The 20,688-nt window shown below is 58.1% G+C and carries 21 protein-coding genes, 2 tRNA genes and 2 pseudogenes; 16 read left to right on the forward strand and 9 right to left on the reverse strand.

Annotation, left to right across the window (positions count from 1 at the left end; all coding sequences use genetic code 11):
• The first annotated feature begins 137 nt into the window (after nucleotides 1–137).
• Together HWQ14_RS19375 and guaD are read left to right on the forward strand one after the other, a co-directional pair.
• The gene (locus HWQ14_RS19375; RefSeq protein WP_176610691.1) at nucleotides 138–1,646 is read left to right on the forward strand and encodes an NCS1 family nucleobase:cation symporter-1; all 1,509 of its coding nucleotides are present in this window, start codon (nucleotides 138–140) and stop codon (nucleotides 1,644–1,646) included.
• Nucleotides 1,643–2,962: a guanine deaminase gene (gene guaD / locus HWQ14_RS19380; protein ID WP_176610692.1), complete on the forward strand. Its 1,320-nt coding sequence runs from the start codon at nucleotides 1,643–1,645 to the stop codon at nucleotides 2,960–2,962. The genes HWQ14_RS19375 and guaD overlap by 4 nt, the downstream gene beginning before the upstream one ends.
• On the opposite strand, the gene uraH is transcribed toward guaD, so the two are convergent.
• Nucleotides 2,942–3,265 (reverse strand): hydroxyisourate hydrolase, encoded by a 324-nt coding sequence (gene uraH / locus HWQ14_RS19385; RefSeq protein ID WP_176610693.1) that lies wholly within the window; start codon nucleotides 3,263–3,265, stop codon nucleotides 2,942–2,944. The two genes, guaD and uraH, sit on opposite strands and share 21 nt — an antisense overlap.
• Nucleotides 3,262–3,753 (reverse strand): 2-oxo-4-hydroxy-4-carboxy-5-ureidoimidazoline decarboxylase, encoded by a 492-nt coding sequence (gene uraD, locus HWQ14_RS19390; protein ID WP_176610694.1) that lies wholly within the window; start codon nucleotides 3,751–3,753, stop codon nucleotides 3,262–3,264. Before uraD ends, uraH begins: the two co-directional genes overlap by 4 nt.
• 240 nt (nucleotides 3,754–3,993) lie before the next feature.
• On the opposite strand from uraD, the gene hpxO reads away from it, so the two are divergent.
• The 3 genes and pseudogenes from hpxO (at nucleotide 3,994) to HWQ14_RS19405 (ending at nucleotide 7,146) form a co-directional block, all read left to right on the forward strand.
• Nucleotides 3,994–5,148 carry an FAD-dependent urate hydroxylase HpxO gene (hpxO, locus tag HWQ14_RS19395; protein WP_176610695.1) on the forward strand — a complete coding sequence of 385 codons (1,155 nt, stop codon included), beginning with the start codon at nucleotides 3,994–3,996 and terminating at the stop codon, nucleotides 5,146–5,148.
• 17 nt (nucleotides 5,149–5,165) lie between these two features.
• Nucleotides 5,166–6,200, forward strand: a complete 1,035-nt coding sequence (gene hpxD, locus HWQ14_RS19400; RefSeq protein ID WP_176610696.1) for a molybdenum cofactor-independent xanthine hydroxylase subunit HpxD — start codon at nucleotides 5,166–5,168, stop codon at nucleotides 6,198–6,200.
• Nucleotides 6,201–6,211: 11 nt separating this feature from the next.
• A pseudogene (locus HWQ14_RS19405) lies at nucleotides 6,212–7,146 on the forward strand (PDR/VanB family oxidoreductase).
• A gap of 44 nt (nucleotides 7,147–7,190) precedes the next feature.
• Here the strand turns inward: HWQ14_RS19405 and HWQ14_RS19410 are convergent.
• Nucleotides 7,191–7,278, reverse strand: a tRNA-Ser gene (locus HWQ14_RS19410).
• A 253-nt stretch (nucleotides 7,279–7,531) separates the two neighbouring features.
• On the opposite strand from HWQ14_RS19410, the gene HWQ14_RS19415 reads away from it, so the two are divergent.
• From HWQ14_RS19415 to HWQ14_RS23390, 4 genes and pseudogenes are all read left to right on the forward strand, one after another.
• The gene (locus tag HWQ14_RS19415; RefSeq protein WP_176610697.1) at nucleotides 7,532–8,059 is read left to right on the forward strand and encodes a helix-turn-helix domain-containing protein; all 528 of its coding nucleotides are present in this window, start codon (nucleotides 7,532–7,534) and stop codon (nucleotides 8,057–8,059) included.
• Nucleotides 8,060–8,183: 124 nt separating this feature from the next.
• A complete protein-coding gene (locus HWQ14_RS19420) occupies nucleotides 8,184–9,188 on the forward strand; it encodes an ABC transporter substrate-binding protein (RefSeq protein WP_176610698.1) in 1,005 nt (334 codons plus the stop codon).
• Nucleotides 9,188–10,219, forward strand: a complete 1,032-nt coding sequence (locus HWQ14_RS19425) for a FecCD family ABC transporter permease (RefSeq protein WP_176610699.1) — start codon at nucleotides 9,188–9,190, stop codon at nucleotides 10,217–10,219. The genes HWQ14_RS19420 and HWQ14_RS19425 overlap by 1 nt, the downstream gene beginning before the upstream one ends.
• Nucleotides 10,216–10,656 (forward strand): annotated as a pseudogene (locus tag HWQ14_RS23390) (ABC transporter ATP-binding protein); the annotation flags it as partial. The gene HWQ14_RS19425 and the pseudogene HWQ14_RS23390, both read left to right, overlap by 4 nt.
• Here the strand turns inward: HWQ14_RS23390 and HWQ14_RS23395 are convergent.
• From HWQ14_RS23395 to HWQ14_RS19440, 3 genes are all read right to left on the reverse strand, one after another.
• The gene (locus tag HWQ14_RS23395; protein ID WP_245166419.1) at nucleotides 10,606–10,899 is read right to left on the reverse strand and encodes a hypothetical protein; all 294 of its coding nucleotides are present in this window, start codon (nucleotides 10,897–10,899) and stop codon (nucleotides 10,606–10,608) included. The pseudogene HWQ14_RS23390 and the gene HWQ14_RS23395 sit on opposite strands and share 51 nt — an antisense overlap.
• Nucleotides 10,900–11,033: 134 nt before the next feature.
• Nucleotides 11,034–11,121: transfer RNA gene (locus HWQ14_RS19435), tRNA-Ser, on the reverse strand.
• A 144-nt stretch (nucleotides 11,122–11,265) separates the two neighbouring features.
• Entirely contained in the window at nucleotides 11,266–12,894 is a 1,629-nt protein-coding gene (locus HWQ14_RS19440) for an ABC transporter substrate-binding protein (RefSeq protein WP_176610700.1), read from the reverse strand.
• 270 nt (nucleotides 12,895–13,164) lie between these two features.
• Here HWQ14_RS19440 and yccA point away from each other — a divergent pair, with 270 nt between their 5' ends.
• Together yccA and tusE are read left to right on the forward strand one after the other, a co-directional pair.
• Entirely contained in the window at nucleotides 13,165–13,824 is a 660-nt protein-coding gene (gene yccA, locus HWQ14_RS19445; RefSeq protein ID WP_003858127.1) for an FtsH protease modulator YccA, read from the forward strand.
• An 88-nt stretch (nucleotides 13,825–13,912) separates the two neighbouring features.
• Complete coding sequence (gene tusE, locus HWQ14_RS19450) at nucleotides 13,913–14,242, forward strand: sulfurtransferase TusE (protein ID WP_176610701.1); 330 nt, start codon at nucleotides 13,913–13,915, stop codon at nucleotides 14,240–14,242.
• Here the strand turns inward: tusE and yccX are convergent.
• A complete protein-coding gene (gene yccX, locus HWQ14_RS19455; protein WP_003858131.1) occupies nucleotides 14,239–14,520 on the reverse strand; it encodes an acylphosphatase in 282 nt (93 codons plus the stop codon). The genes tusE and yccX overlap by 4 nt on opposite strands.
• A 92-nt stretch (nucleotides 14,521–14,612) precedes the next feature.
• Between yccX and rlmI the strand changes: the two genes are divergently transcribed.
• Nucleotides 14,613–15,803 carry a 23S rRNA (cytosine(1962)-C(5))-methyltransferase RlmI gene (gene rlmI / locus HWQ14_RS19460; RefSeq protein ID WP_176610702.1) on the forward strand — a complete coding sequence of 397 codons (1,191 nt, stop codon included), beginning with the start codon at nucleotides 14,613–14,615 and terminating at the stop codon, nucleotides 15,801–15,803.
• Between the two features lie 60 nt (nucleotides 15,804–15,863).
• On the forward strand, nucleotides 15,864–16,181 hold the full coding sequence (hspQ, locus tag HWQ14_RS19465; protein ID WP_148420968.1) for a heat shock protein HspQ: 318 nt from the start codon (nucleotides 15,864–15,866) through the stop codon (nucleotides 16,179–16,181).
• Nucleotides 16,182–16,212: 31 nt separating this feature from the next.
• On the opposite strand, the gene HWQ14_RS19470 is transcribed toward hspQ, so the two are convergent.
• Nucleotides 16,213–16,626: a CoA-binding protein gene (locus tag HWQ14_RS19470; protein WP_148420970.1), complete on the reverse strand. Its 414-nt coding sequence runs from the start codon at nucleotides 16,624–16,626 to the stop codon at nucleotides 16,213–16,215.
• 171 nt (nucleotides 16,627–16,797) lie between these two features.
• On the opposite strand from HWQ14_RS19470, the gene csgI reads away from it, so the two are divergent.
• Both csgI and mgsA read left to right on the forward strand, forming a co-directional pair.
• The gene (gene csgI / locus HWQ14_RS19475) at nucleotides 16,798–17,460 is read left to right on the forward strand and encodes a curli synthesis inhibitor (protein WP_176610703.1); all 663 of its coding nucleotides are present in this window, start codon (nucleotides 16,798–16,800) and stop codon (nucleotides 17,458–17,460) included.
• Nucleotides 17,461–17,540: 80 nt separating this feature from the next.
• Nucleotides 17,541–17,999: a methylglyoxal synthase gene (gene mgsA, locus HWQ14_RS19480; RefSeq protein ID WP_176610704.1), complete on the forward strand. Its 459-nt coding sequence runs from the start codon at nucleotides 17,541–17,543 to the stop codon at nucleotides 17,997–17,999.
• 55 nt (nucleotides 18,000–18,054) lie between these two features.
• Here mgsA and helD read toward each other — a convergent pair whose 3' ends face one another.
• Nucleotides 18,055–20,109: a DNA helicase IV gene (gene helD / locus HWQ14_RS19485; RefSeq protein WP_176610705.1), complete on the reverse strand. Its 2,055-nt coding sequence runs from the start codon at nucleotides 20,107–20,109 to the stop codon at nucleotides 18,055–18,057.
• Between the two features lie 122 nt (nucleotides 20,110–20,231).
• On the opposite strand from helD, the gene HWQ14_RS19490 reads away from it, so the two are divergent.
• On the forward strand, nucleotides 20,232–20,678 hold the full coding sequence (locus HWQ14_RS19490) for a YccF domain-containing protein (protein WP_148420978.1): 447 nt from the start codon (nucleotides 20,232–20,234) through the stop codon (nucleotides 20,676–20,678).
• Nucleotides 20,679–20,688: the final 10 nt, after the last annotated feature.

The raw sequence follows: 20,688 nt of genomic DNA on the forward strand, positions 1-20,688 counted from the left end.
CGGTTTTTTACTTTTTAACATCAATTCGTATACATAAAATTAATGTATTGAATACAAGATTTATGATTTTTGGCCTGGATCCTGCAACGCCGTCTGCACAACCACTTAACGGGTTTTCATTAACAGGAGCAGGATCCATGCCAAACAGTCAAAACGCGCAGCAGATTACGGCAGCTGATTCCGGTGCGGCATACAGCCCACGCCTTTGCAATGAGGATCTGGCACCGACGCGTGACCAGAACTGGAGCTGGTACAACATCTTTTCTTTCTGGATGTCCGACGTTCACAGCATGGGGGGTTACGTCGTGGCCGCGAGCTTCTTTACGCTCGGGCTGGCAAGCTGGCAGGTGTTGCTCTGCCTGCTGGTGGGGATCTGCATTGTGCAGCTGTGCGCCAACCTGGTGGCAAAACCGAGCCAGATGGCGGGCGTGCCGTATGCGGTGATCTGCCGCCAGGCGTTTGGCGTATTCGGGGCGAACATTCCGGCGGTGATCCGCGGGCTTATCGCTTTTGCGTGGTACGGCATTCAGACTTACCTGGCCGCAAACGCGCTGATGCTGGTGGCGCTGAAATTCTGGCCCTCCCTCGCTGCGCTGACGGCAGACGCCTTCCTTGGGCTTACGCATCTTGGCTGGATCTGCTTTGCCATCATGTGGGTTTTGCAGGCATTGGTCTTCTGGCACGGTATGAACGCCATTAAGCGCTTCATTGATATCGCCGGTCCGGCGGTCTACGTGGTGATGCTGGCCCTGGCGGACTGGATTGTATACAAGACCGGTTTTGACGGGATCTCCTTTACCCTCGCCAGCAAATCCCTGTCCGCGGGCGAGCAGGCCTGGCAGATGATCGCCGCGACCGCGCTGGTGGTCTCCTACTTCTCCGGCCCGCTGCTCAACTTCGGTGATTTCTCCCGCTACGGGAAAAGCATGGGGGAGATCCGCCGCGGCAACCGCTGGGGCCTGCCGTTTAACTTCCTGCTGTTCTCCCTGGTCACCGTGGTGATTGTCTCCGGCACCCAGTCGCTGTTCGGGCGCATGATCACCGACCCGATTGAAACCGTCAGCCGCGTGGGGAACGACCTGGCGGTGGCCATCGGCCTGCTGACGATGATTGTCGCCACCATCGGGATTAACATCGTGGCGAACTTCGTTTCGCCAGCGTTTGACTTTTCTAACTGCTCGCCGCAGAAGATCAGCTTCCGCACCGGGGGCATGATCGCCGCCGTCGGCTCTATCCTGCTCACCCCGTGGAACCTGTTCAACTCTCCGGAGCTGATCCACTACACGCTGGACGTGCTTGGCGCGTTTATCGGCCCGCTGTTCGGTATTCTGATCGCCGATTTCTATCTGATTAAGCGCGGCAGGGTGTCGGTAGACGATCTGTTCGACGACACGCCAAAGGGCAAATACTGGTACCGTAACGGCTTTAATCCGAAAGCCATCGCTGCGCTGCTCCCCTCCGTGGGCGTGGGTCTGGTGATAAGCTTTATCCCGGCCCTGCACGAGGTGGCGAACTTTAGCTGGTTTATCGGCGTCTTTCTCGGCGGCGTGACCTATCGCTGGCTGGCCCGGAAGGATCGCGAGGGCGCGTCCGCCGCGCACTTCACCGCACGCGAGGCCGCGCGCGCTATCAGACAGGAGCCGTGATGGATTACCAGACTGCGCTACGCGGTGCATTTTTCGATATCCCTCAGGTCTGCGACAGCGCGGACCTGATTGCCGAGCACGCGCGCTACCGGGAGGACGGGCTGCTGTTTATCCAGCAGGGAAAAATCGTGGCGCTGCTGGACTGGCACGAGGGCGAGAAGCATCTTGATCCGCACAAGGGCTATACCGACCTGCGCGGCAGGCTGCTGCTGCCCGGATTTGTTGATACCCACGTTCACTATCCGCAAACGGAGATGATCGGGGCATTCGGCGAACAGCTGCTGGAGTGGCTGACCACCTACACGTTTCCGGTGGAGAGCCAGTTTGCCGATGAGGCCTACGCAAAAGAGATTGCCGAATTTTTCATTAACCAGCTGGTGAGCAACGGGACCACCACCGCGCTGGTGTTCTGCACCCTGCACCCTGGCTCCGTCGACGCGCTGTTTACCGAGGCGCTGCGCCTGAACATGCGCCTCATCGCCGGAAAGGTGATGATGGACAGGCACGCGCCGGACTACCTGACCGAGACCGCTGACGCGAGCTATCAGCAGACGCGGACGCTGATCCAGCGCTGGCAGAACCGCGGGCGGCTGGGGTATGCCATTACGCCGCGCTTTGCCCCCACCTCTTCTCCCGAACTGCTCACGGCGGTCAGGCTGCTCAGGGAAGAGTTTCCGGATACCTGGATGCAGACCCACCTGAGTGAAAACCCGCACGAAGTCGCCTGGGTGAGCGATCTCTGGCCCGAGCACGAGCGCTACCTGGACGTTTATCACCACTATGGCCTGACGGGCGAGCGCAGCGTGTTCGCGCACGGTATTCACCTGCACCACAGCGAATGGCAGTGCCTGCACGACACCGGCTCTGCCGTCGCGTTCTGCCCCACCTCTAACCTGTTTCTTGGCAGCGGGCTGTTTCGCCTGCCCGCCTGCTGGCAGCATAAGGTGCGGATGGGCATCGGCACCGACGTCGGGGCGGGAACCACCTTCAGCATGCTGCGCACCCTGGGGGAGGCCTATAAGGTCGGGCAGCTACAGAGCTATCGCCTGCGCGCCTGCGAGGCGTTTTATCACGCCACGCTGGGCGGGGCCCACGCGCTGCGGCTGGACGAGAAGATTGGCAGCTTCAGCCCCGGCAAAGAGGCAGACTTCATCGTTATTGACCCGGCGGTGACGCCGCTACAGCGCCTGCGCCACCGCCGCTGCCGGGATATTTATGAGCAGCTTTTTGTGCTGATGACCCTCGGCGACGAGCGCAACATCAGCGAAACCTGGGTCAGCGGCGAACGGGTGTGGTCAGCTGCCCCGGTAGGTTGACCATCCGCCGGGCGCAATCACGAACGGCAGATGGAAGTGCTCGTCTGCTGCCTCCCCCGTCACAAAATCAATTTGCGCGCAGGGATAGAGCGTGCTGCGGCCGGTGCCGGTAAACCATTCACCGATGTCGGCCACCAGTCGGTAACGGCCAGCAGGCAGATCGGCAACAAATGCGGCAATGCGTCCCTGGGCGTTAGTGACCGCGGTCGCCAGCCGCTCCCCTTCCCGTTCAAGATGCACCGCTACGCCCTCTGCGGGCTTGCCTGTTGAAATATCGAGTATATGCGTGCTGAGCGTGCTCATTCGCCAATCGCTCCTTCCAGTCGTAGTAAGGTAATTTCCCGCAGCTGTTCGAGCGCAATCTCCAGTTCCTGCGCCTCGCTGTTTTCAAGCCGCGCGCGCAGGGCTTCTACTATTTCCCCGCTGGTTCGCCCTTTCGCACGGATCAGAAAGACGCGTCCGAAGCGGGCTTCGTAGCGGGCATTTCCGTCCCGCAGGGCGTCGGCATGATGCTGCTCAACCGCCCCCTGCTCCTGGCGCGACAGCGCGGCCTCCGGCCCCGTTCCCGATGGGGTTTCGCCGATGCGCGGGTGCGCGCTCAGGGCCTGAGCCAGGGCCGCTTCATCCCACTTTTGCGCCAGCGCCTGCGCCGCGCTGAACAACGCTTGCTGGCTGGAATAGGGCCGTCCGCGAACCAGCGCGTCGGCCCAGGCAGGCAACGCCACGCACGCAGAGATCCGCGCCAGCGCCTCTTCGTAAGGCAAATGATTAAAGTCCTGTAGTGCGATCATGTTGGCTCCGTTGAAATCCTCGTCTACAGCCATTGCACAAATTACGCCACTCTTGCCGACGGCGTGAAACAGTCGATTCCGCCATCCTCAGCAGGAAACTATTGATTCATCCTAAGGCAAACCTCGCCCCAAAACGCACCTTAGCAGTGCAAACCCGCGCCCCACAACGCGCTTTTCGCCACGCTGCAGCCTGGTACGCAAATTGCTCACTCCTCTTACACCCTGCGAAAGGAGAGAAGCATGAAAGCGATTGTGATTGGGGCGGGCATCGGTGGGTTAAGCGCGGCCGTCGCGTTAAAAAACGCCGGAATAGACTGTACCGTCTTTGAAGCCGTAAAGGAGATCCGCCCCGTGGGAGCGGCCATCTCCATCTGGCCCAACGGCGTGAAATGTATGCAGCACCTGGGTATGGGCGACATCATCGAGACGTACGGCGGGCCGATGCGCTTTATGGCCTATAAAGATTATCGTCGCGGCGACACGCTGACCCGGTTTAGCCTTGCACCGCTCGTCGAGCGCACCGGCGGGCGCCCCTGCCCCGTTTCGCGCGCGGAGCTTCAGCGCGAAATGCTGGACTTCTGGGGACGCGACAGGGTGCAGTTCGGCAGGCGCGTCGAAGGCGTATGTGAAGATAAGGCTGGCGTGAGCGTCACCTTTACCGATGGCACCACGGCAACAGGCGATTTTCTGATTGCCGCCGACGGCAGCCACTCTGCGGTTCGTCCGTACGTGCTGGGATACGCCCCGGAGCGCCGCTACGCCGGGTACGTGAACTGGAACGGGCTGGTGAAGATTGATGAAGCCATTGCCCCGGCGCACCAGTGGACCACGTATGTCGGGGAAGGCAAACGCGTTTCGCTGATGCCCGTTTCCGGCGGGCGTTTCTACTTCTTTTTTGACGTGCCGCTTCCGGCAGGGCTGGCGGAAGATCGCACGTCCCTGCGCGGCGATCTCGCTCGCTACTTCCGGGGATGGGCACCGCCGGTGCAGAGGCTTATCGCCGCGCTCGACCCCGAAACCACCAACCGTATTGAGATCCACGACATTGAGCCGTTCGACAGCCTGGTGCGCGGCAGGGTTGCCCTTTTGGGTGATGCCGGACACAGCACCACGCCGGATATCGGCCAGGGGGGATGCGCCGCGATGGAGGATGCCGTGGTGCTGGGGGAGTGCCTGCGTGAAAACCGCCGCATCGAGCTTGCCCTGCGGCAGTACGAAGCGCTGCGCTGCGACAGGGTTCGCGATCTGGTGCTGAAGGCCCGCAAACGCTGCGACGTCACCCACGGGAAAGATATGGCGCTGACCGAGGCCTGGTATCGGGAGCTCAAAGAGGAGACCGGGGAGCGCATCATTAACGGTCTGTGCGACACCATTCAGGGCGGGCCATTAGGCTGAGCGTAAGAGGAGAAACCATGAGAAAAGAACCTGCACCGCCCGCACGCTGCACCTTTGAGCCCGGAGACTGGCTGCGCCTCGCGAAATGCTGGCATCCGGTTGCCCGCGCGTGCGACATCGGCCCGGCACCGGTAAAAGCCACGCTGCTGGATGAGCAGCTGGTGATTTATCGTATTAACGATCGCGTCGTGGTGGCCCGGGACGTATGTCCACATCGCGGCGTACCGCTGACGCTGGGCTTTCACGATGAGTACGGCATTATCTGTCCCTACCATGGCTTACGCTTTGGAGAAGAGGGTCGCTGCAACCGCATCCCTTCCAGCCCCAACCAGCCGGTTCCGGCGAAGCTGAACCTCCTTAACTATGCGGTGGAGGAGCGCTTCGGCCTGATCTGGACCTGCCTGGACTTTGATCCGGACAATCCTGTTCCGCTTCCCACCCTGCCGCACTGGGATGATGAGGGCTTTCAGCAGATCAACTGCCCGGCGTTTGAGGTGAATGGTTTCGCAGGCCGTCAGGTCGAGGGCTTCCTGGACGTCGCCCACTTCGCGTGGATCCACACCGACACCTTTGCCGATCCCGCTAATCAGCAGGTCCCTGCCTATCAGCCGCAGGAGACGTCCTTCGGCTTTGTTGCCGATTACTGGAGTTCCGTCAGCAATTATCCCGCCGGTTCACCTGTCCAGGCGCCGGAGGGTTTCCAGTGGCTGCGCCATTTTGAACTGCACCTGCCGTTTACCGCCACGCTGACCATCCATTTTCCCGGCGATGCAAGGCTGGCGATCATGAACGCCGCCTCGCCGGTATCATCGCGCGTGACGCGGATGTTTGCGCCGATTGCGCGCAACTTTGACCTGCATATTCCTGTAGAAGAGGTGCATGCCTTTAACCTGCGCATTTTCGAGGAGGATCGTCTGATGGTTGAAACCCAGCGTCCGGAAAGCCTGCCGCTGGATCTGACCCTTGAAGCCCATATTCCGGCGGATAAAAGCTCAATTGCCTACCGTCGTGGGCTAAAAAAGATGGGCTTTGGCGAGTTTTTCCTGGCATGACGGAGGCGGATATGTTGAACGTTATCGTTGACGGGCTGTGGCGCGAGGGGAATAAAAGCCTCGCCGTCAGGCTGGTGGCTGAAAACGGCGAAGCGCTGCCAGCGTGGCAGCCCGGCGCGCACGTTGATGTGCATCTGCCCTGCGGCGTGGTTCGCCAGTACTCCCTGACCGGAGCATGTGAAAACGCGAGCTATCTTATCTGCGTGGGCCGGGAAACCGCCTCGCGCGGCGGGTCGCGCTATGTACACGAGACGCTGCGCCCGGGGCAGACGTTAGCGATCTCCGCCCCGCGCAATCTGTTTCCGCTTACTCAGGCAGAGCGGGTTGTGCTGCTGGCAGCGGGGATAGGCATTACGCCGCTGTATGCGATGGCCCTGCATCTTAACGCTGCCGGAACGCCGTTTACGCTGCACTATTACGTCAGGAACCGGGAAAGCGCGGCGTTTGCGCGCGAACTTTCGCGGTTGGGTGAGTGCACTATTCATACCGTCAGCCCTCGCTCCGCGCTGGCCGGTCATCTGCCGCTGCCCGCGCCGGGGTTACACGCCTGGGTTGCGGACCGTCAGGCTTTATGGCGAAAGTGCGCGAGGTCGCGCGGTCGAAAGGCTGGCCTGACGAGGCGGTGCACAGCGAGGCGTTTCAGCCCCCGGCACCGCTTATAAGCGGTGAGGCGGGCGAGATCTTCACGGTCAAACTGGCCTCCACCGGCGAGCGCTGGCCGGTGCCCGCGGACAAGACCATCGCCCAGGTGCTGCAGGCGAACGGCGTAGACGTACCGCTGTCATGCGAAATGGGGATCTGCGGAGCGTGCCTGACGCCGGTGATCGACGGGGTGGTAGACCACCGGGATACCGTGCAGTCAGAGGCGGAAAAAAGCGCGCCTGGCCAGCAGGTGGCTCTCTGCTGTTCGCGAAGCCATTCAGGGGAGCTGGTGATTGCGCTGTAAAACGAAAAAACCCTGCGATATTGCTATCGCAGGGTTTTCGAATTTGGCGGAAGCGTAGAGATTCGAACTCTAGAACCCTTTCGGGTCGCCGGTTTTCAAGACCGGTGCCTTCAACCGCTCGGCCACGCTTCCAAAGTGAGGCGCACTATAAACATCTCTGAGCATGATGTAAAGCGTGAAATGGCATAAAGTTGCCCCTCCTTCGTCATTTTCTTGCCCCTCGCATACTTTTTCATCGCACTCTGGCTAAAATGTAAACATTTATTTTTACATTAATTACGCTTATCAGATTCACTATTTGTCATTTAGACTCTTTTTCATACGACATACATTAACGGTACATCGTACGACAAGAGGTTTCCCTTTATATTATGCATTCTCGATTATGAGTATTTTATTTATCAGCGATAACTATTATCTGTGTAGCGGGGTTTTAAGCGCTCAGACAACCGTCCATTTCATTCGCGACGACGAGGATATTCACGACCTTATCGGAGTCGATCCTGAACTGAATTTTATCATTGCGATAGAACAAGATAACCTACGTAACGGGGTCATCAGGCAGGTCAAAAAAATTAAGAATAGTTATATCGTCCTGATGCATGAGATAGAAATGAACAGGGCCGTGAAAATAGATAATATTATCTATTCGTCAATGCATTTTAATATTCGCCCTTTTCAGCAGCTGATGCGTTTTTACAGAGCGCTCAGAATAAACGCATTTACGCGGCGAGAATATGACGTGCTGAAGCTTTTCCATCTGGAAAATCATGAAATTGCCAAAAGGCTTAAACTCTCCCAAAAAACAACCAGCACCTACCGCGTGAAGATCCTGGAAAAATTAAACATGCGCTCAAGAAACATTCTGGCGATGTCCCGCATGAAATCGGCGATTGTCGATCAGAAACTGTGAACCTTTCTCTGCCTCTGGATGCCACAGGCTCACGCACGTCAGCCTGAGTAAAGTTGCGCAGGGTGTTGCGCTCAATCACAACGCATGTATTATGTTATAACATAACATTTTGGGATTGGGTTTTATGTTATCAAAAACAGGGTTATTTCTTTCTGCATTACTCACCGTGACGCCTGCCGCTTTTGCCGCAACCGCCTACCCGCTGACGATTGAAAATTGCGGGGTAAAGCAGACCTTTACGCAGGCGCCGCAGCGCGTCGTTACCGTGGGCCAGCATGAAACGGAACTGCTGCTCGCGCTGGGGCTGGAAAAATCCGTCGCCGCAACGTCGGTCTGGTTTGGTCAGCTTCCGGACTCGCTGGCCGATGCCGGAAAAAAAATCCCCCGGCTTGCCGACAATTCGCCCTCCTTCGAAGCCGTCGTGGGGCAAAAACCGGAGCTCGTTCTCGCCCAGTACCACTGGCACATTGGCCCGCAGGGCGAGGTGGGAACACGCGAGCAGTTTGCGTCGCTGGGAATTAAGACGTGGATCTCCCCCGCCGACTGCACGGACAAAACGGTGACGGAAACCACAAACGCCGACGGAGCGCGGAGCGCGCCGTTTTCACTGGCGGAAATAACGCGCGAAGTCACGGAACTGGCCGCCATCTTTGACGTTTCCGCGCGGGGCGAGCAGCTCAACCGCGCGCTGACGGCGCGTATTGAGAAAGCGCAGGCGCGCGTTTCGGCCAGGCCGCTCAAGGTCGTATTCTGGTTTTCAAGCAGCCGCCTGAACGGCGATCCCTGGGTGGCGGGGAGCTACGGCGCGCCCGGCTGGATAAGCCGCACGCTGGGGTTAAAGAACGTGATTGACTCCCGCGACGAATGGCCCGCCGTCACCTGGGAACATATTGCCCAAATGCAGCCTGACGTTATCGTCATCGCGCAGATGTCGCGCAGGCTCTACCCCGCCGATGACGTTGCGGTAAAGGAGGCCTTTTTACGACGCGATCCGGTAACCCGGAACATTCCCGCAGTCAGGAATAACCAGATTATCGTGGTGCCCGCCATGTCGTTAAACCCGTCGCTGCGTAACGTCGATGCGGTTGAGCTTATCAGCGACCGGCTTGCTTCATTCCGGGGCGAATAATGCGCCATTTCTCCTCTTCCCGCCGCCAGCAGGTGGCGCTTGCGGCAGGCGCCGTGGCGCTGCCGCTGATGCTGGTCTTTGCCGCGAGTATCGGCGATATGCCGGTATCGTATGCCGTTACCGGAAAAGCGATTCTGAACGGGCTGGGGCTGACGTCATATCACCTGCCCCAGCCGGAGGAAGGCATCGTCTGGCAGTACCGCATGAGCCGGGCGCTGATGGCCGCCTGCAGCGGCGGCGGTCTGGCGCTGTGCGGGCTGGTGCTCCAGTCGATACTGCGTAACCCCCTGGCTGAACCCTATCTGCTGGGCATTTCCGCAGGCGCCTCGCTGGGGGCCGTCTGCGTGATGCTTCTCGGCATCGGCGGGAGCGTCATTGGCGTGAGCAGCGGCGCGTTTGTCGGCGCCTGTGCCGCTTTTGCGCTCATCATGCTGATTACCAACGGCATGAGCGAAAGCCCGTCGCGCATTTTGCTGGCAGGCATCGCGGGCACGCAGCTCTTCAACGCGATGACCGCGTACGTCGTCAGCACCTCCGCCAACGCCGAGCAGTCGCGCAGCGTTATGTTCTGGTTAATGGGCAGCCTGAGCGGCGTCCGCTGGCCTGACGCGCTGCTGGCGCTGGCCGTGACGGTGACGGGCCTGCTGGTGGTCTGCCTCTTTGCGCGGGCGCTGGACACCTTCACCTTCGGAGATGAGGTCTCCACCACCCTCGGGATCCCGGTGGCCGCCGTGCGTATTGCCCTGTTGCTGACCTGCGCGTTCGTCACTGCAACCCTGGTAAGCGCCATAGGCGCAGTGGGGTTTGTGGGGCTGGTCATTCCCCACGTGACGCGCATGCTAAGCGGCCCGGGCCATCGTCGCGCTATTCCGCTGACGTTTCTTATCGGCGCGCACTTTATGATCCTGGCCGATATCGTGTCACGCACGCTGATCGTGCACCAGGTTCTGCCCATCGGGGTGGTGACTGCGCTGGTGGGCGCGCCTGTCTTTGTGGCGCTGCTTTATCAAAACCGGAAGGAGCATTTATGAATATTTCCGTCTCCGGGTTAAGCGTAACCCGACAAGCACTGACGGTGCTTGAGAATATCAACCTCGACCTGCCGTCCGGACAGATTGTCGGCCTGCTAGGGCCAAACGGCTCGGGCAAATCAACGCTGCTACGCTGTCTTGCCGGGCTGTTTCCGCACCTCGGTGAACGCGTTGCGCTTAACGGCACGTCGCTTAGCGTAATGCCGTTAAAAACGCGCGCGCGGCACCTGGCATTCGTCCCGCAACATGCCGACGTCGAGGGAGAACTGACCGTAGAGGATATCGTACGGCTGGGGCGAACGCCTTACCGGAAGGCGTTTCAAAGAAGCACGCGCGATGATGATGCGGCGGTTGAAGAGGCGATAAGCCTGATGCAGCTAGGCGGATTACGCCAGCGGCGCTGGCAGCATTTGTCCGGCGGGGAACGTCAGCGAAGCCAGATTGCGCGTGCGCTGGCGCAGCGGCCCCGGGTATTGCTGCTCGATGAGCCGACAAACCACCTGGACATTCAGCACCAGCTGGAGCTGATGCGGCTTATTTCGCACCTGCCGCTCACGGTGGTGGTGGCCCTGCACGATCTTAATCTGGCGGCCAACTACTGCCAGCGGCTGATCCTTCTGAAGGCCGGGCGCGTATCGGCCACCGGCGCGCCCCCCGGAGGTGCTCACCGCGGAGAACATCGAGAAAACCTGGTGCGTCAAGGCGAACGTCTACAGGGCAGACGCCGGGATCACGATCGGCTACAGCATGGGAGGGATGGCGTAGAACAGAAGCAAAAAACCCTGCGATATTGCTATCGCAGGGTTTTCGAATTTGGCGGAAGCGTAGAGATTCGAACTCTAGAACCCTTTCGGGTCGCCGGTTTTCAAGACCGGTGCCTTCAACCGCTCGGCCACGCTTCCTAAGTGAGGCGAACTATAAACACCTCACCGCGCGCTGTAAAGAGCACGCGCATTCGTTCGCTTTAAAAATAGCCAAATTGCGTTTAATCGGTTGAATAGACGACATATTGGCGATTTTGCCAGCATAAAATCCACCACCGAGGTTTAGTGCTTTTTGATGTACATATCTTTCGTGTAGTAATACCCGAGCTTGTCCGGGGTGAATCCCCCTACCCACGGCTTCACAAGGTGCGTGCGAACGTAGTGATAGACGGGGATCGCCGGCACGTCACGCCCCAGCAGATCCTCTGCCTGCTGATAAAACTTTCCGCGCTCTTGCGGCGTTTTTGATTTCGCCGCATTCGCCAGCGCCTGGTCGTACTCAGGATTGCTGTACTGCGTGGTGTTTTGGCTATCCCCGGTACGGAAGTTATTCAGGAAAGTGGAGGCGTCATCGTAATCGGCAATCCAGGCGTAGCGCACCGCGTCAAAATTATGGGTGTGCATGGTATCAAGCATGGTTTTCCACTCCTGATTTTGCAGCTTCGCCTCCACGCCGAGGTTCTTTTTCCACATCGAGCTGGCGGCAATGGCGATACGCTGGTGTGTTTCAGAGGTGTTATACAGCAGATTAAAACTCAGTGGATGGCTGGCGCTATATCCGGCCTCTTCGAGCAGTTTTTTCGCCTCGGCAATACGTTTGTCCCGCGGCCAGCTGGCGTAGTCCGGGTTCTGTAACTTAACGCCACCAATGTCCGGCTGACTGATAAGCCACGCCGGGCGCTGCCCCTGCCCCATCACTTTATCTGCAATGATGTCTTTATCGAGCGCCATATTGAGCGCCTTTCGCACGCGCGCATCGTTGAACGGCGCGCGGCTGGTGTTGAATTCATAATAGTAGGTGGCAAGCTGCGGGGAGACGTCCAGCTGGCTGCCCAGCGTTTTCTTAAGCCGGGCGAACTGGTTTACTGGCACCGTGTAGACAATATCGATTTCTCCCGCTTTATAGCGGTTCACATCAGCCGCCTCGGAGGAAACAGGCAGATATGTCACCCTGTTGATCACGGTATGAGCATTATCCCAGTAGCGCGGGTTACGCTCCGCCACAATGCGTTCGTTAACCACCCACGTCGACAGCTTATAGGCACCGCTGCTGACGATGTGTTCCGGTTTGGTCCATTTATCGTCGAAACGACCTACCAGGACCTTATCTATCGGCACCAGAGACGGGTGTGCCAGCATCGCCAGGAAGGCGGCATTCGGCTGCGTGAGCGTGACTTCCAGCGTGCTGTCATTGATGGCTTTTACCCCCAGCAACGCGGGCGCTTTTTTGCCTTCGGCAATATCGGCGCCGTTAACGATACGCATGCTGCCGGGATAGCTGGCATACGGTGAGGCGGTTTTCGGGTCCACCAGCCGCTGCCAGCTCCAGACGATATCTTCCGCGGTGATGGCGCTTCCATCGCTCCAGGTAATGCCCGGGCGAAGATGGAAGGTCCAGACGGTGTTATCTTTATTTTCCCATTTCTCCGCCAGGCGCGGCTGGATTTCCCCTGCCGGGGAGACGCTGACCAGCCCGTCGAATAAATCGCTGATAATATTGAATTCGACATCGCTTTCGACTTTATGCGGGTCGAGGGAAGCGGGTTCACTTCCGTTATTCCTGACCAGCTCCTGCTTCTCTGCCAGCTGGGTTCCTGCCGGTACGCTAGCGGCCCAGGCGGCCGTGCTGGCGCTCAGGATCCCCGCGGTTATCAGTGAGAGTGCAGCGTGTGTGCGCGTTTGTGGTTTCATTTCCTTCGCCTTATTGTCTGTTTTTATGACGATCCGGAAATAACTCTTAGCGGCCTTAGTGAAATAACGCAATATTTTTCAGTAACCTATAAGAGGTTGATCTGAATACGCCAGGCAAACCGTGCTTCCTTCTGAAGAAATGGGCTTTATCAGAAGAAAAAACCGGCACAAACCCTAAGGGGCTGAGTAAAGATGGGTAAAACCACTTTGAGACTGCCGCGCCGTTTCCTATTCTTTCCGTTAATTACATCTGTCATAAGAGAGTGACTCATGGATCGTATAATTACTTCCTCACGCGACCGCACATCGCTACTCAGCACCCACAAGGTGCTGCGCAATACCTATTTTATGCTCAGCCTGACGCTGGCGTTTTCGGCCATTACCGCCACGGCCAGCACCGTGCTGATGCTGCCGTCTCCGGGCCTGATCCTGACGCTGGTGGGTATGTATGGTCTGATGTTCCTGACCTACAAAACCGCCGACAAACCGGTGGGTATTCTGTCCGCGTTCGCCTTTACGGGCTTCCTGGGGTACATCCTGGGGCCAATCCTGAACGCGTATCTGTCTGCCGGCATGGGTGATGTGATCGGTATGGCGCTGGGCGGTACCGCGCTGGTGTTCTTCTGCTGCTCGGCCTACGTGCTGACCACCCGTAAGGACATGTCCTTCCTCGGCGGCATGCTGATGGCGGGTATCGTGATTGTGCTGGTGGGTATGCTGGCAAACATCTTCCTGCAATTGCCTGCTCTGCACCTGGCAATCAGCGCGGTGTTTATCCTGATTTCATCTGGCGCCATCCTGTATGAAACCAGCAACATCATTCACGGCGGTGAGACGAACTACATCCGCGCGACCGTGAGCCTGTACGTGTCGCTGTACAACATTTTCGTCAGCCTGCTGAGCATCCTGGGCTTCGCCAGCCGCGATTAACTCACCGTGCTGTGAAAAAAGCCCCGCTTATGCGGGGCTTTGTTTTTTTGGTAAACTGCTGCGGTATTTGACTAACGCGTGAATGATTATGTTGAGTTTTGAAGGCAAAAAGATCGAAACCGATAACGATGGTTATCTGAAAGAGAGCAGCCAGTGGAGCGAAGCGCTGGCGGAGAAAATTGCGGAAAACGAAGGGATTACTCTCTCCCCGGAACACTGGGAAGTGGTGCGCTTTGTGCGCGAGTTTTACCTTGAATTCAACACCTCTCCGGCCATCCGCATGCTGGTCAAAGCCATGGCGAACAAATTTGGCGAGGAGAAAGGCAACAGCCGCTATCTGTATCGCCTGTTCCCGAAAGGCCCGGCAAAACAGGCGACCAAAATTGCCGGCCTGCCAAAACCGGTAAAATGCATTTAATAGCGAATACTGAAGTCAGCGTATTCCCGGCCGGGTTGATGCGGTTCCGTTAAGACCTTATCAACCCGCGCGCTTCGCGGCCCGCCCGCTTTCAGCCACGCCACAAGCTTCTCTACCCTATCCGCCTCACCGCAGGCGACAACTTCCACGCTGCCGTCATCCATGTTACGGGCATACCCCGTAAGCCCGAGCTGAAGGGCTTCACGCTGGGTGCTGTAGCGGAACCCAACGCCCTGCACGAGGCCGTGGACCCAGGCTATGGTGCAAACATTTGACATCATCCTTCTCCTTATCCGACTGGCGCGTTGCATTTCCTCACTGAAGTCGGGAAAATGGCGGCCATTTTCTTGAATCGACAGAATAGCAAATTATGAGCGTACGTTTAGTGTTAGCCAAAGGGCGCGAGAAGTCATTACTGCGCCGTCATCCCTGGGTCTTTTCCGGCGCGGTTGCCCGAATGGAAGGTAAAGCCAGCCTCGGTGAAACCATCGATATCGTTGACCATCAGGGGAAGTGGTTAGCGCGCGGCGCATACTCGCCTGCATCCCAGATCCGCGCCCGCGTCTGGACGTTCGATAAAGACGAAACCATCGACATCGACTTCTTTGTCCGCCGCCTGCAGCAGGCGCAGCAGTGGCGTGAGTGGCTGGCAAAACGTGACGGGCTGGACAGCTACCGTCTGATCGCCGGTGAGTCCGACGGCCTGCCGGGGGTCACCATTGACCGCTTCGGCAACTTCCTGGTGCTGCAACTGTTAAGCGCCGGGGCGGAGTATCAGCGTGCCGCGCTGATTAGCGCGCTGCAAACGCTGTACCCGGACTGTGCTATTTACGACCGCAGCGACGTGGCGGTGCGTAAAAAAGAGGGCATGGAGCTGACGCAAGGCCCGGTAACCGGTGAACTACCGCCTGCCCTGCTGCCTATCGAAGAACACGGCATGAAGCTGCTGGTGGATATCCAGGGCGGTCATAAGACCGGCTATTACCTCGATCAGCGCGATAGCCGTCTGGCAACCCGCCAGTATGTTGCCGATAAGCGCGTGCTGAACTGCTTCTCCTATACCGGCGGCTTCGCGGTCTCTGCACTGATGGGCGGCTGTGCCCAGGTTGTCAGCGTCGACACCTCGCAGGAAGCGCTGGATGTGGCGAAACAGAACGTCGAGCTGAACGGGCTGGACCTGAGCAAAGCGGAATTTGTTCGCGACGACGTATTCAAACTGCTGCGTAAATACCGCGACCAGGGCGAAAAATTTGACGTCATCGTGATGGACCCGCCGAAGTTCGTGGAGAATAAAAGTCAGCTGATGGGCGCCTGCCGTGGCTATAAAGACATCAACATGCTGGCGATCCAGCTGCTGAACCCGGGCGGCGTGCTGCTGACGTTCTCCTGCTCTGGCCTGATGACCACCGATTTATTCCAAAAAATCATCGCCGATGCCGCTATAGATGCTGGTCGTGATGTACAATTTATAGAGCAGTTCCGTCAGGCCGCCGATCACCCGGTGATCGCTACCTACCCGGAAGGGCTGTATCTGAAAGGGTTTGCCTGTCGCGTCATGTAACTTGAAATGAGAAATATTGCCCGCACATAGTGTGTATGTAATGTTTCCCGGGAGGTGACTATGATTGCCAGCAAATTCGGTATCGGCCAGCAGGTCCGCCACACCTTGCTTGGATATTTGGGGGTGGTCGTGGATATCGACCCGGAATATTCCCTTGATGAACCGTCAGCGGACGAGCTGGCGGTGAACGCAGAGCTTCGCGCCGCGCCCTGGTATCACGTGGTGATGGAGGGCGACGACGGTCAGCCCGTCCATACCTATCTTGCCGAAGCGCAGCTGAGCGGTGAACTGCAGGATGAGCATCCGGAACAACCCACTATGGACGAGCTTGCTCAGACCATCCGCAAACAGCTTCAGGCGCCGAGACTGCGAAATTAAAGGTGTAAAAAAGCCCGTAACCGGGCTTTTTTTATTTCGCGAGACCGAGACGGGGAATGTCGATCGCCGGACAGCGATCCATAACTACCTTCAGCCCGGCATCACGGGCTAATACTGCTGCCTGCTCGTTGATTACCCCCAGCTGCATCCACAGCGTTTTCGCCCCAATCGCAATCGCCTCCTGCGCTACGCCCCACGCGGCCTCCGAGTTGCGGAAAACGTCCACCATATCCACTTTCTCCGGCACTTCCGCGAGCGTCGCGTAGCCCTGCTGTCCCAGCAGCGTTTTACCCGCCACCTTCGGCGAGACAGGGATCACGTGATAGCCCTGATCCAGAAGGTATTTCATTACACGATAGCTTGGGCGATCGGGTTTGTCGCTCGCCCCGACCAGCGCGATAGTCCGCGTGGACGTCAGTATCTCGACAATGTCGTTCTCTTTCATACTCTTCCTCCTGGTTTTTTTCAAAGTGTACGCCAAAGCGGGCATCTCAACCACGCGCCCCATGCAGAAGCATGAGGGCAAAAGGGCAGAATATGTCTATATGTTAGTAAACGTGATAATCGAAAAAGTTTGATACATTCTTGCAGAGGATGTTTTCTACGGGAGCCCGCTATGAAAACCGGCATTGCCTGGACCGCGATCGCGTTAATCATGCCGGTTTGCGTTTTCGCGACCAGCCTGAGACTTTCAGCCGATATTGACCTGCTGGTTCTGGACGGGAAAAAAGTTTCCAGCTCGCTCCTGCGCGGCGCGGACAGTATCGAGCTGGATAACGGGCCGCATCAGGTGGTATTGCGGGTGGAAAAGACAATCCGCCTCGCCGACGGTGAACAGCAGGTGTACATTTCGCCTCCGCTGGTTGTCAGCTTTAATACCCGGCGCATCAGCCAGGTTAATTTTCGTCTTCCTCGCCTTGAGACAAAAAAAGAGTCTCTGGCATTCGATGCCTCGCCGCGCGTTGAGCTGGTGGATGGGAACGCAGTGCCGATCCCGGTGCAGTTGGATATTCTCGCGCTGACAAAAAGGCCAAAGGGAACAGACTATGAAGCGGATACAGGGATCTACAACAGAGCCAGCAGGCGCGCCTCCCTGCCCCAGTTTGCCGCGGTGATGGCGGATGACAGCGCCCTGCTTTCGGGCGTTTCAGAGCTGGATGAGCTTCCCCCTCAGTCGCAGACGCTTACCGAGCAGCGGCTCAGGTTCTGGTTCCAGAATGCCGATCCGGACACGCGCGCCCGTTTTCTGAAATGGGCGAAACGACAGCCGTCGTCATGAGCCACATTTTTTTGTCCTTTCTCTTGCAGCATCAGTCAGTTCCCGTCATCGTGTGGCGAGGTAACCTCACGGATATGATTATGGAACTGACAACACGCACACTGCCGTCGCGCAAGCACATTGCTCTGGTTGCGCACGATCACTGTAAACAAATGCTGCTCAATTGGGTTCGTCGCCATCAGCCTCTGTTACAGAATCATGCCCTTTCGGCTACGGGGACAACCGGCAACCTGATCCACCGCGAAACCGGTCTGGAAGTGAACGCCATGCTGAGCGGCCCGATGGGGGGCGATCAGCAGGTGGGCGCACAGATTTCGGAAGGAAAGATTGACGTGCTGATCTTCTTCTGGGACCCGCTGAACGCGGTTCCGCACGATCCGGACGTTAAGGCGCTGCTGCGTCTGGCGACGGTGTGGAACATTCCGGTAGCCACCAATCTTTCAACGGCAGATTTCATCATTGAGTCGCCGCAGTTTAACGCGCCGGTGGAGATCCTGATCCCGGACTATCCGCGTTATCTCGCCGAGAGGCTCAAGTAGCCTTATTTGCCCGGTAGCGCTGCGCGTGCCGGGCCAAAAAGTTCTGCGCGGCTCGTTACGGCTTTCTCGCCACCGGCACGTCAATGCTTTTCAGCACGTCGACAAACGCGGACGGCTCCTCTTTATCGAACAGCAGCCACACGCGATGGCGCGCGCGGGTTATCGCCACGTACAGCAGACGCCGCTCCTCTGCGTCCGGAAAATCCTCTGGCACAGGCAGCAGCGCCTGCTCCATGACCGACTCGCGAGCCGGTGCCGGGAAACCATCGCTCCCACCCTTAAGCCCGACAACGATCGCATAGTCGGCCTGCTGCCCTTTGCTGGCGTGAATGGTCATAAAATCGAGCTGAAGCTTTGGCCAGCGGGTCGCCGCCTTATCCAGCGCCGTCGGCCTGAGATGGTGGTAACGCGCCAGCACCAGAATGCGTTCGTCGGGCTTCGCATAGCCGCTCAGCTTATCCAGCAGCGCCTCCAGGCAATCGTCCGCCAGCAGCGTGACGGCTTTCTTATCCCCCGGCGTCAGGCTGTTGAGCGGTTTCGTCAGCTGGTGCGGATTCTGCTGAATAAACCGGTTGGCAATTTCGCCGATGCGCGAGTTAAAGCGGTAGGTGGTGTCGAGATCGCTGCGATCGCCCTCGCCAAAATAGTGGTGGAATGCCGTCGTGAGGGAAAGCTGTGCCCCGCTAAAGCGGTAGATTGCCTGCCAGTCATCCCCCACGGCAAATAGCGACGTGTGTTTATTCTGCGCCCGCAGCGCCGACAGCAGCGCCGCGCGCTGCGGTGAGATATCCTGAAACTCATCCACCAGAATGTGTTTCCACGGGCTGACGAAGCGTCCTTTCTCCAGTATGACGATGGCCTGATGGATCAGCCCTGAAAAATCGACCGCGTTTTCGTCTTTCAGCGCGCTTTTCCAGGCTTTCAGCATCGGAGCCATCAGCTTGACCCGCTTAGAAAACAGGGCGCGGATTGGCTCCGGCGCGCTTTCAATCATTTCGGCCTGAGAGCCGCCGTGCATACGCATCAGGCTTACCCAGCGGTCGAGCCGTGAGCCCAGACGGCGCGCCAGCTTTTCATCCTGCCAGAAGCTGCCCTCCGGCACCTCCCAGCTCAGCTCCTCTTCAAGCCACTGACGCCAGCCTTTCGCCTGCGCCTTCTTCTCACTGCACTGCTGGCGCCAGGTTTTTATAAACAGCGCCTGACGGGCCTGCGCGTCGTTCTCCAGCTTGCTGACTACGGGCACCTTTTTACTGCCCTGCTGAATGATATGCAGGGCGAGGGAGTGGAAGGTGCGCGCCGAGATATCCTGAGTATGCAAACGCGCCTGGATGCGTTCATCCATCTCCTGCGCGGCCTGGCGGCCAAAGGCAAGCAGCAAAATCTGGTCGGCAACCGCCTCGCCCGTCGTCAGAAGCCAGCCTGCACGCGCCACCAGCACCGACGTTTTGCCGCTCCCGGCACCTGCCAGCACCTGCAGCGACTGCTCGCCGTTTACCACCGCACGCGCCTGGGCGGGGTTGAGGGGCGATGTCTCGACCGTACTGAAGAACCCGGCATAGCGCGCGAGCATTGCATCGGTCCAGGCCTGATTGTGCGCCAGACGGCTTTTCTCGATATCGCTCAGCCAGGCCTGACACTTACGCCAGGCGTCGCGGCAGTTATCAAACTCTTCAAGCCGGGCCACGGGTAAGGGTAATGCCGTCAGCGCCTCGGCGATCTTTTGCTGAAGCCCGGCGGTTTGCTGACGTGTCAGCCACTTCTGCTGGGTATGGCTCTGGTCTATATCGTCCAGCACCTGTTGCAGTACCTGCGCGGCAATCACGCTCATCTCCTGGCTCCACTGCTGCCAGCGCGTGTTCAGATGGTGGTGGAAGCGTTGGGTTTCAGCCCACTCCGTCCCGTGCAGCCGTACCACCTTTTCAGCAGGCAGAACGAACTCCAGCTCGCCCCACACCAGCCCACGCTTGCAGTGAATAGCCAGAAGCTGATTAAACGGAATAAGGTATTCGTGGCGTTCACCGGAGACTTTGACGCCCGCATTGAGAAGGACAACCTTGTCGTACGGGTGCTGCGCCAGGCGTTTGCCCATTGAAGTTGCTTTCAGTTCCATATCCTGCCGGATCCACGAGGTAATAATTTGTCAGACAGTTTAACCGCCAGTTTTAAGGTGCTCCAGCCCAAAAAAACGTTACAATCAGCGGGCGTTAATCATATCGAAGGAAATGAGGGTTTATGCGTACCGTTCTGAATGTGTTGAATTTTGTCCTTGGCGGTTTTGCCACCACCCTTTCCTGGCTTTTTGCCACCCTGGTGAGCATCGTGCTCATCTTCACCCTGCCGCTGACGCGCTCCTGCTGGGAAATCACTAAGCTGTCCCTCGTTCCGTATGGCAATGAAGCCGTACACGTGGATGAGCTGGAGCCGGAACGAAAAAGTGCCCTGATGAACACCGGCGGCACGCTGCTGAATATTCTGTGGCTGATCTTCTTCGGCTGGTGGCTGTGTCTGATGCATATCTTCGCCGGTATTGCCCAGTGCATTACGATTATCGGCATTCCGGTTGGCATCGCTAATTTTAAAATTGCCACCATCGCCCTGTGGCCGGTAGGGCGCCGGGTTGTTCCGGTAGAAGTGGCGCAAGCCGCGCGTGAAGCCAATGCCCGTCGTCGTTTTCAGTAAATAAGGACAG

Source organism: Enterobacter cloacae, assembly GCF_013375935.1.
Lineage (GTDB): Bacteria > Pseudomonadota > Gammaproteobacteria > Enterobacterales > Enterobacteriaceae > Enterobacter > Enterobacter pasteurii.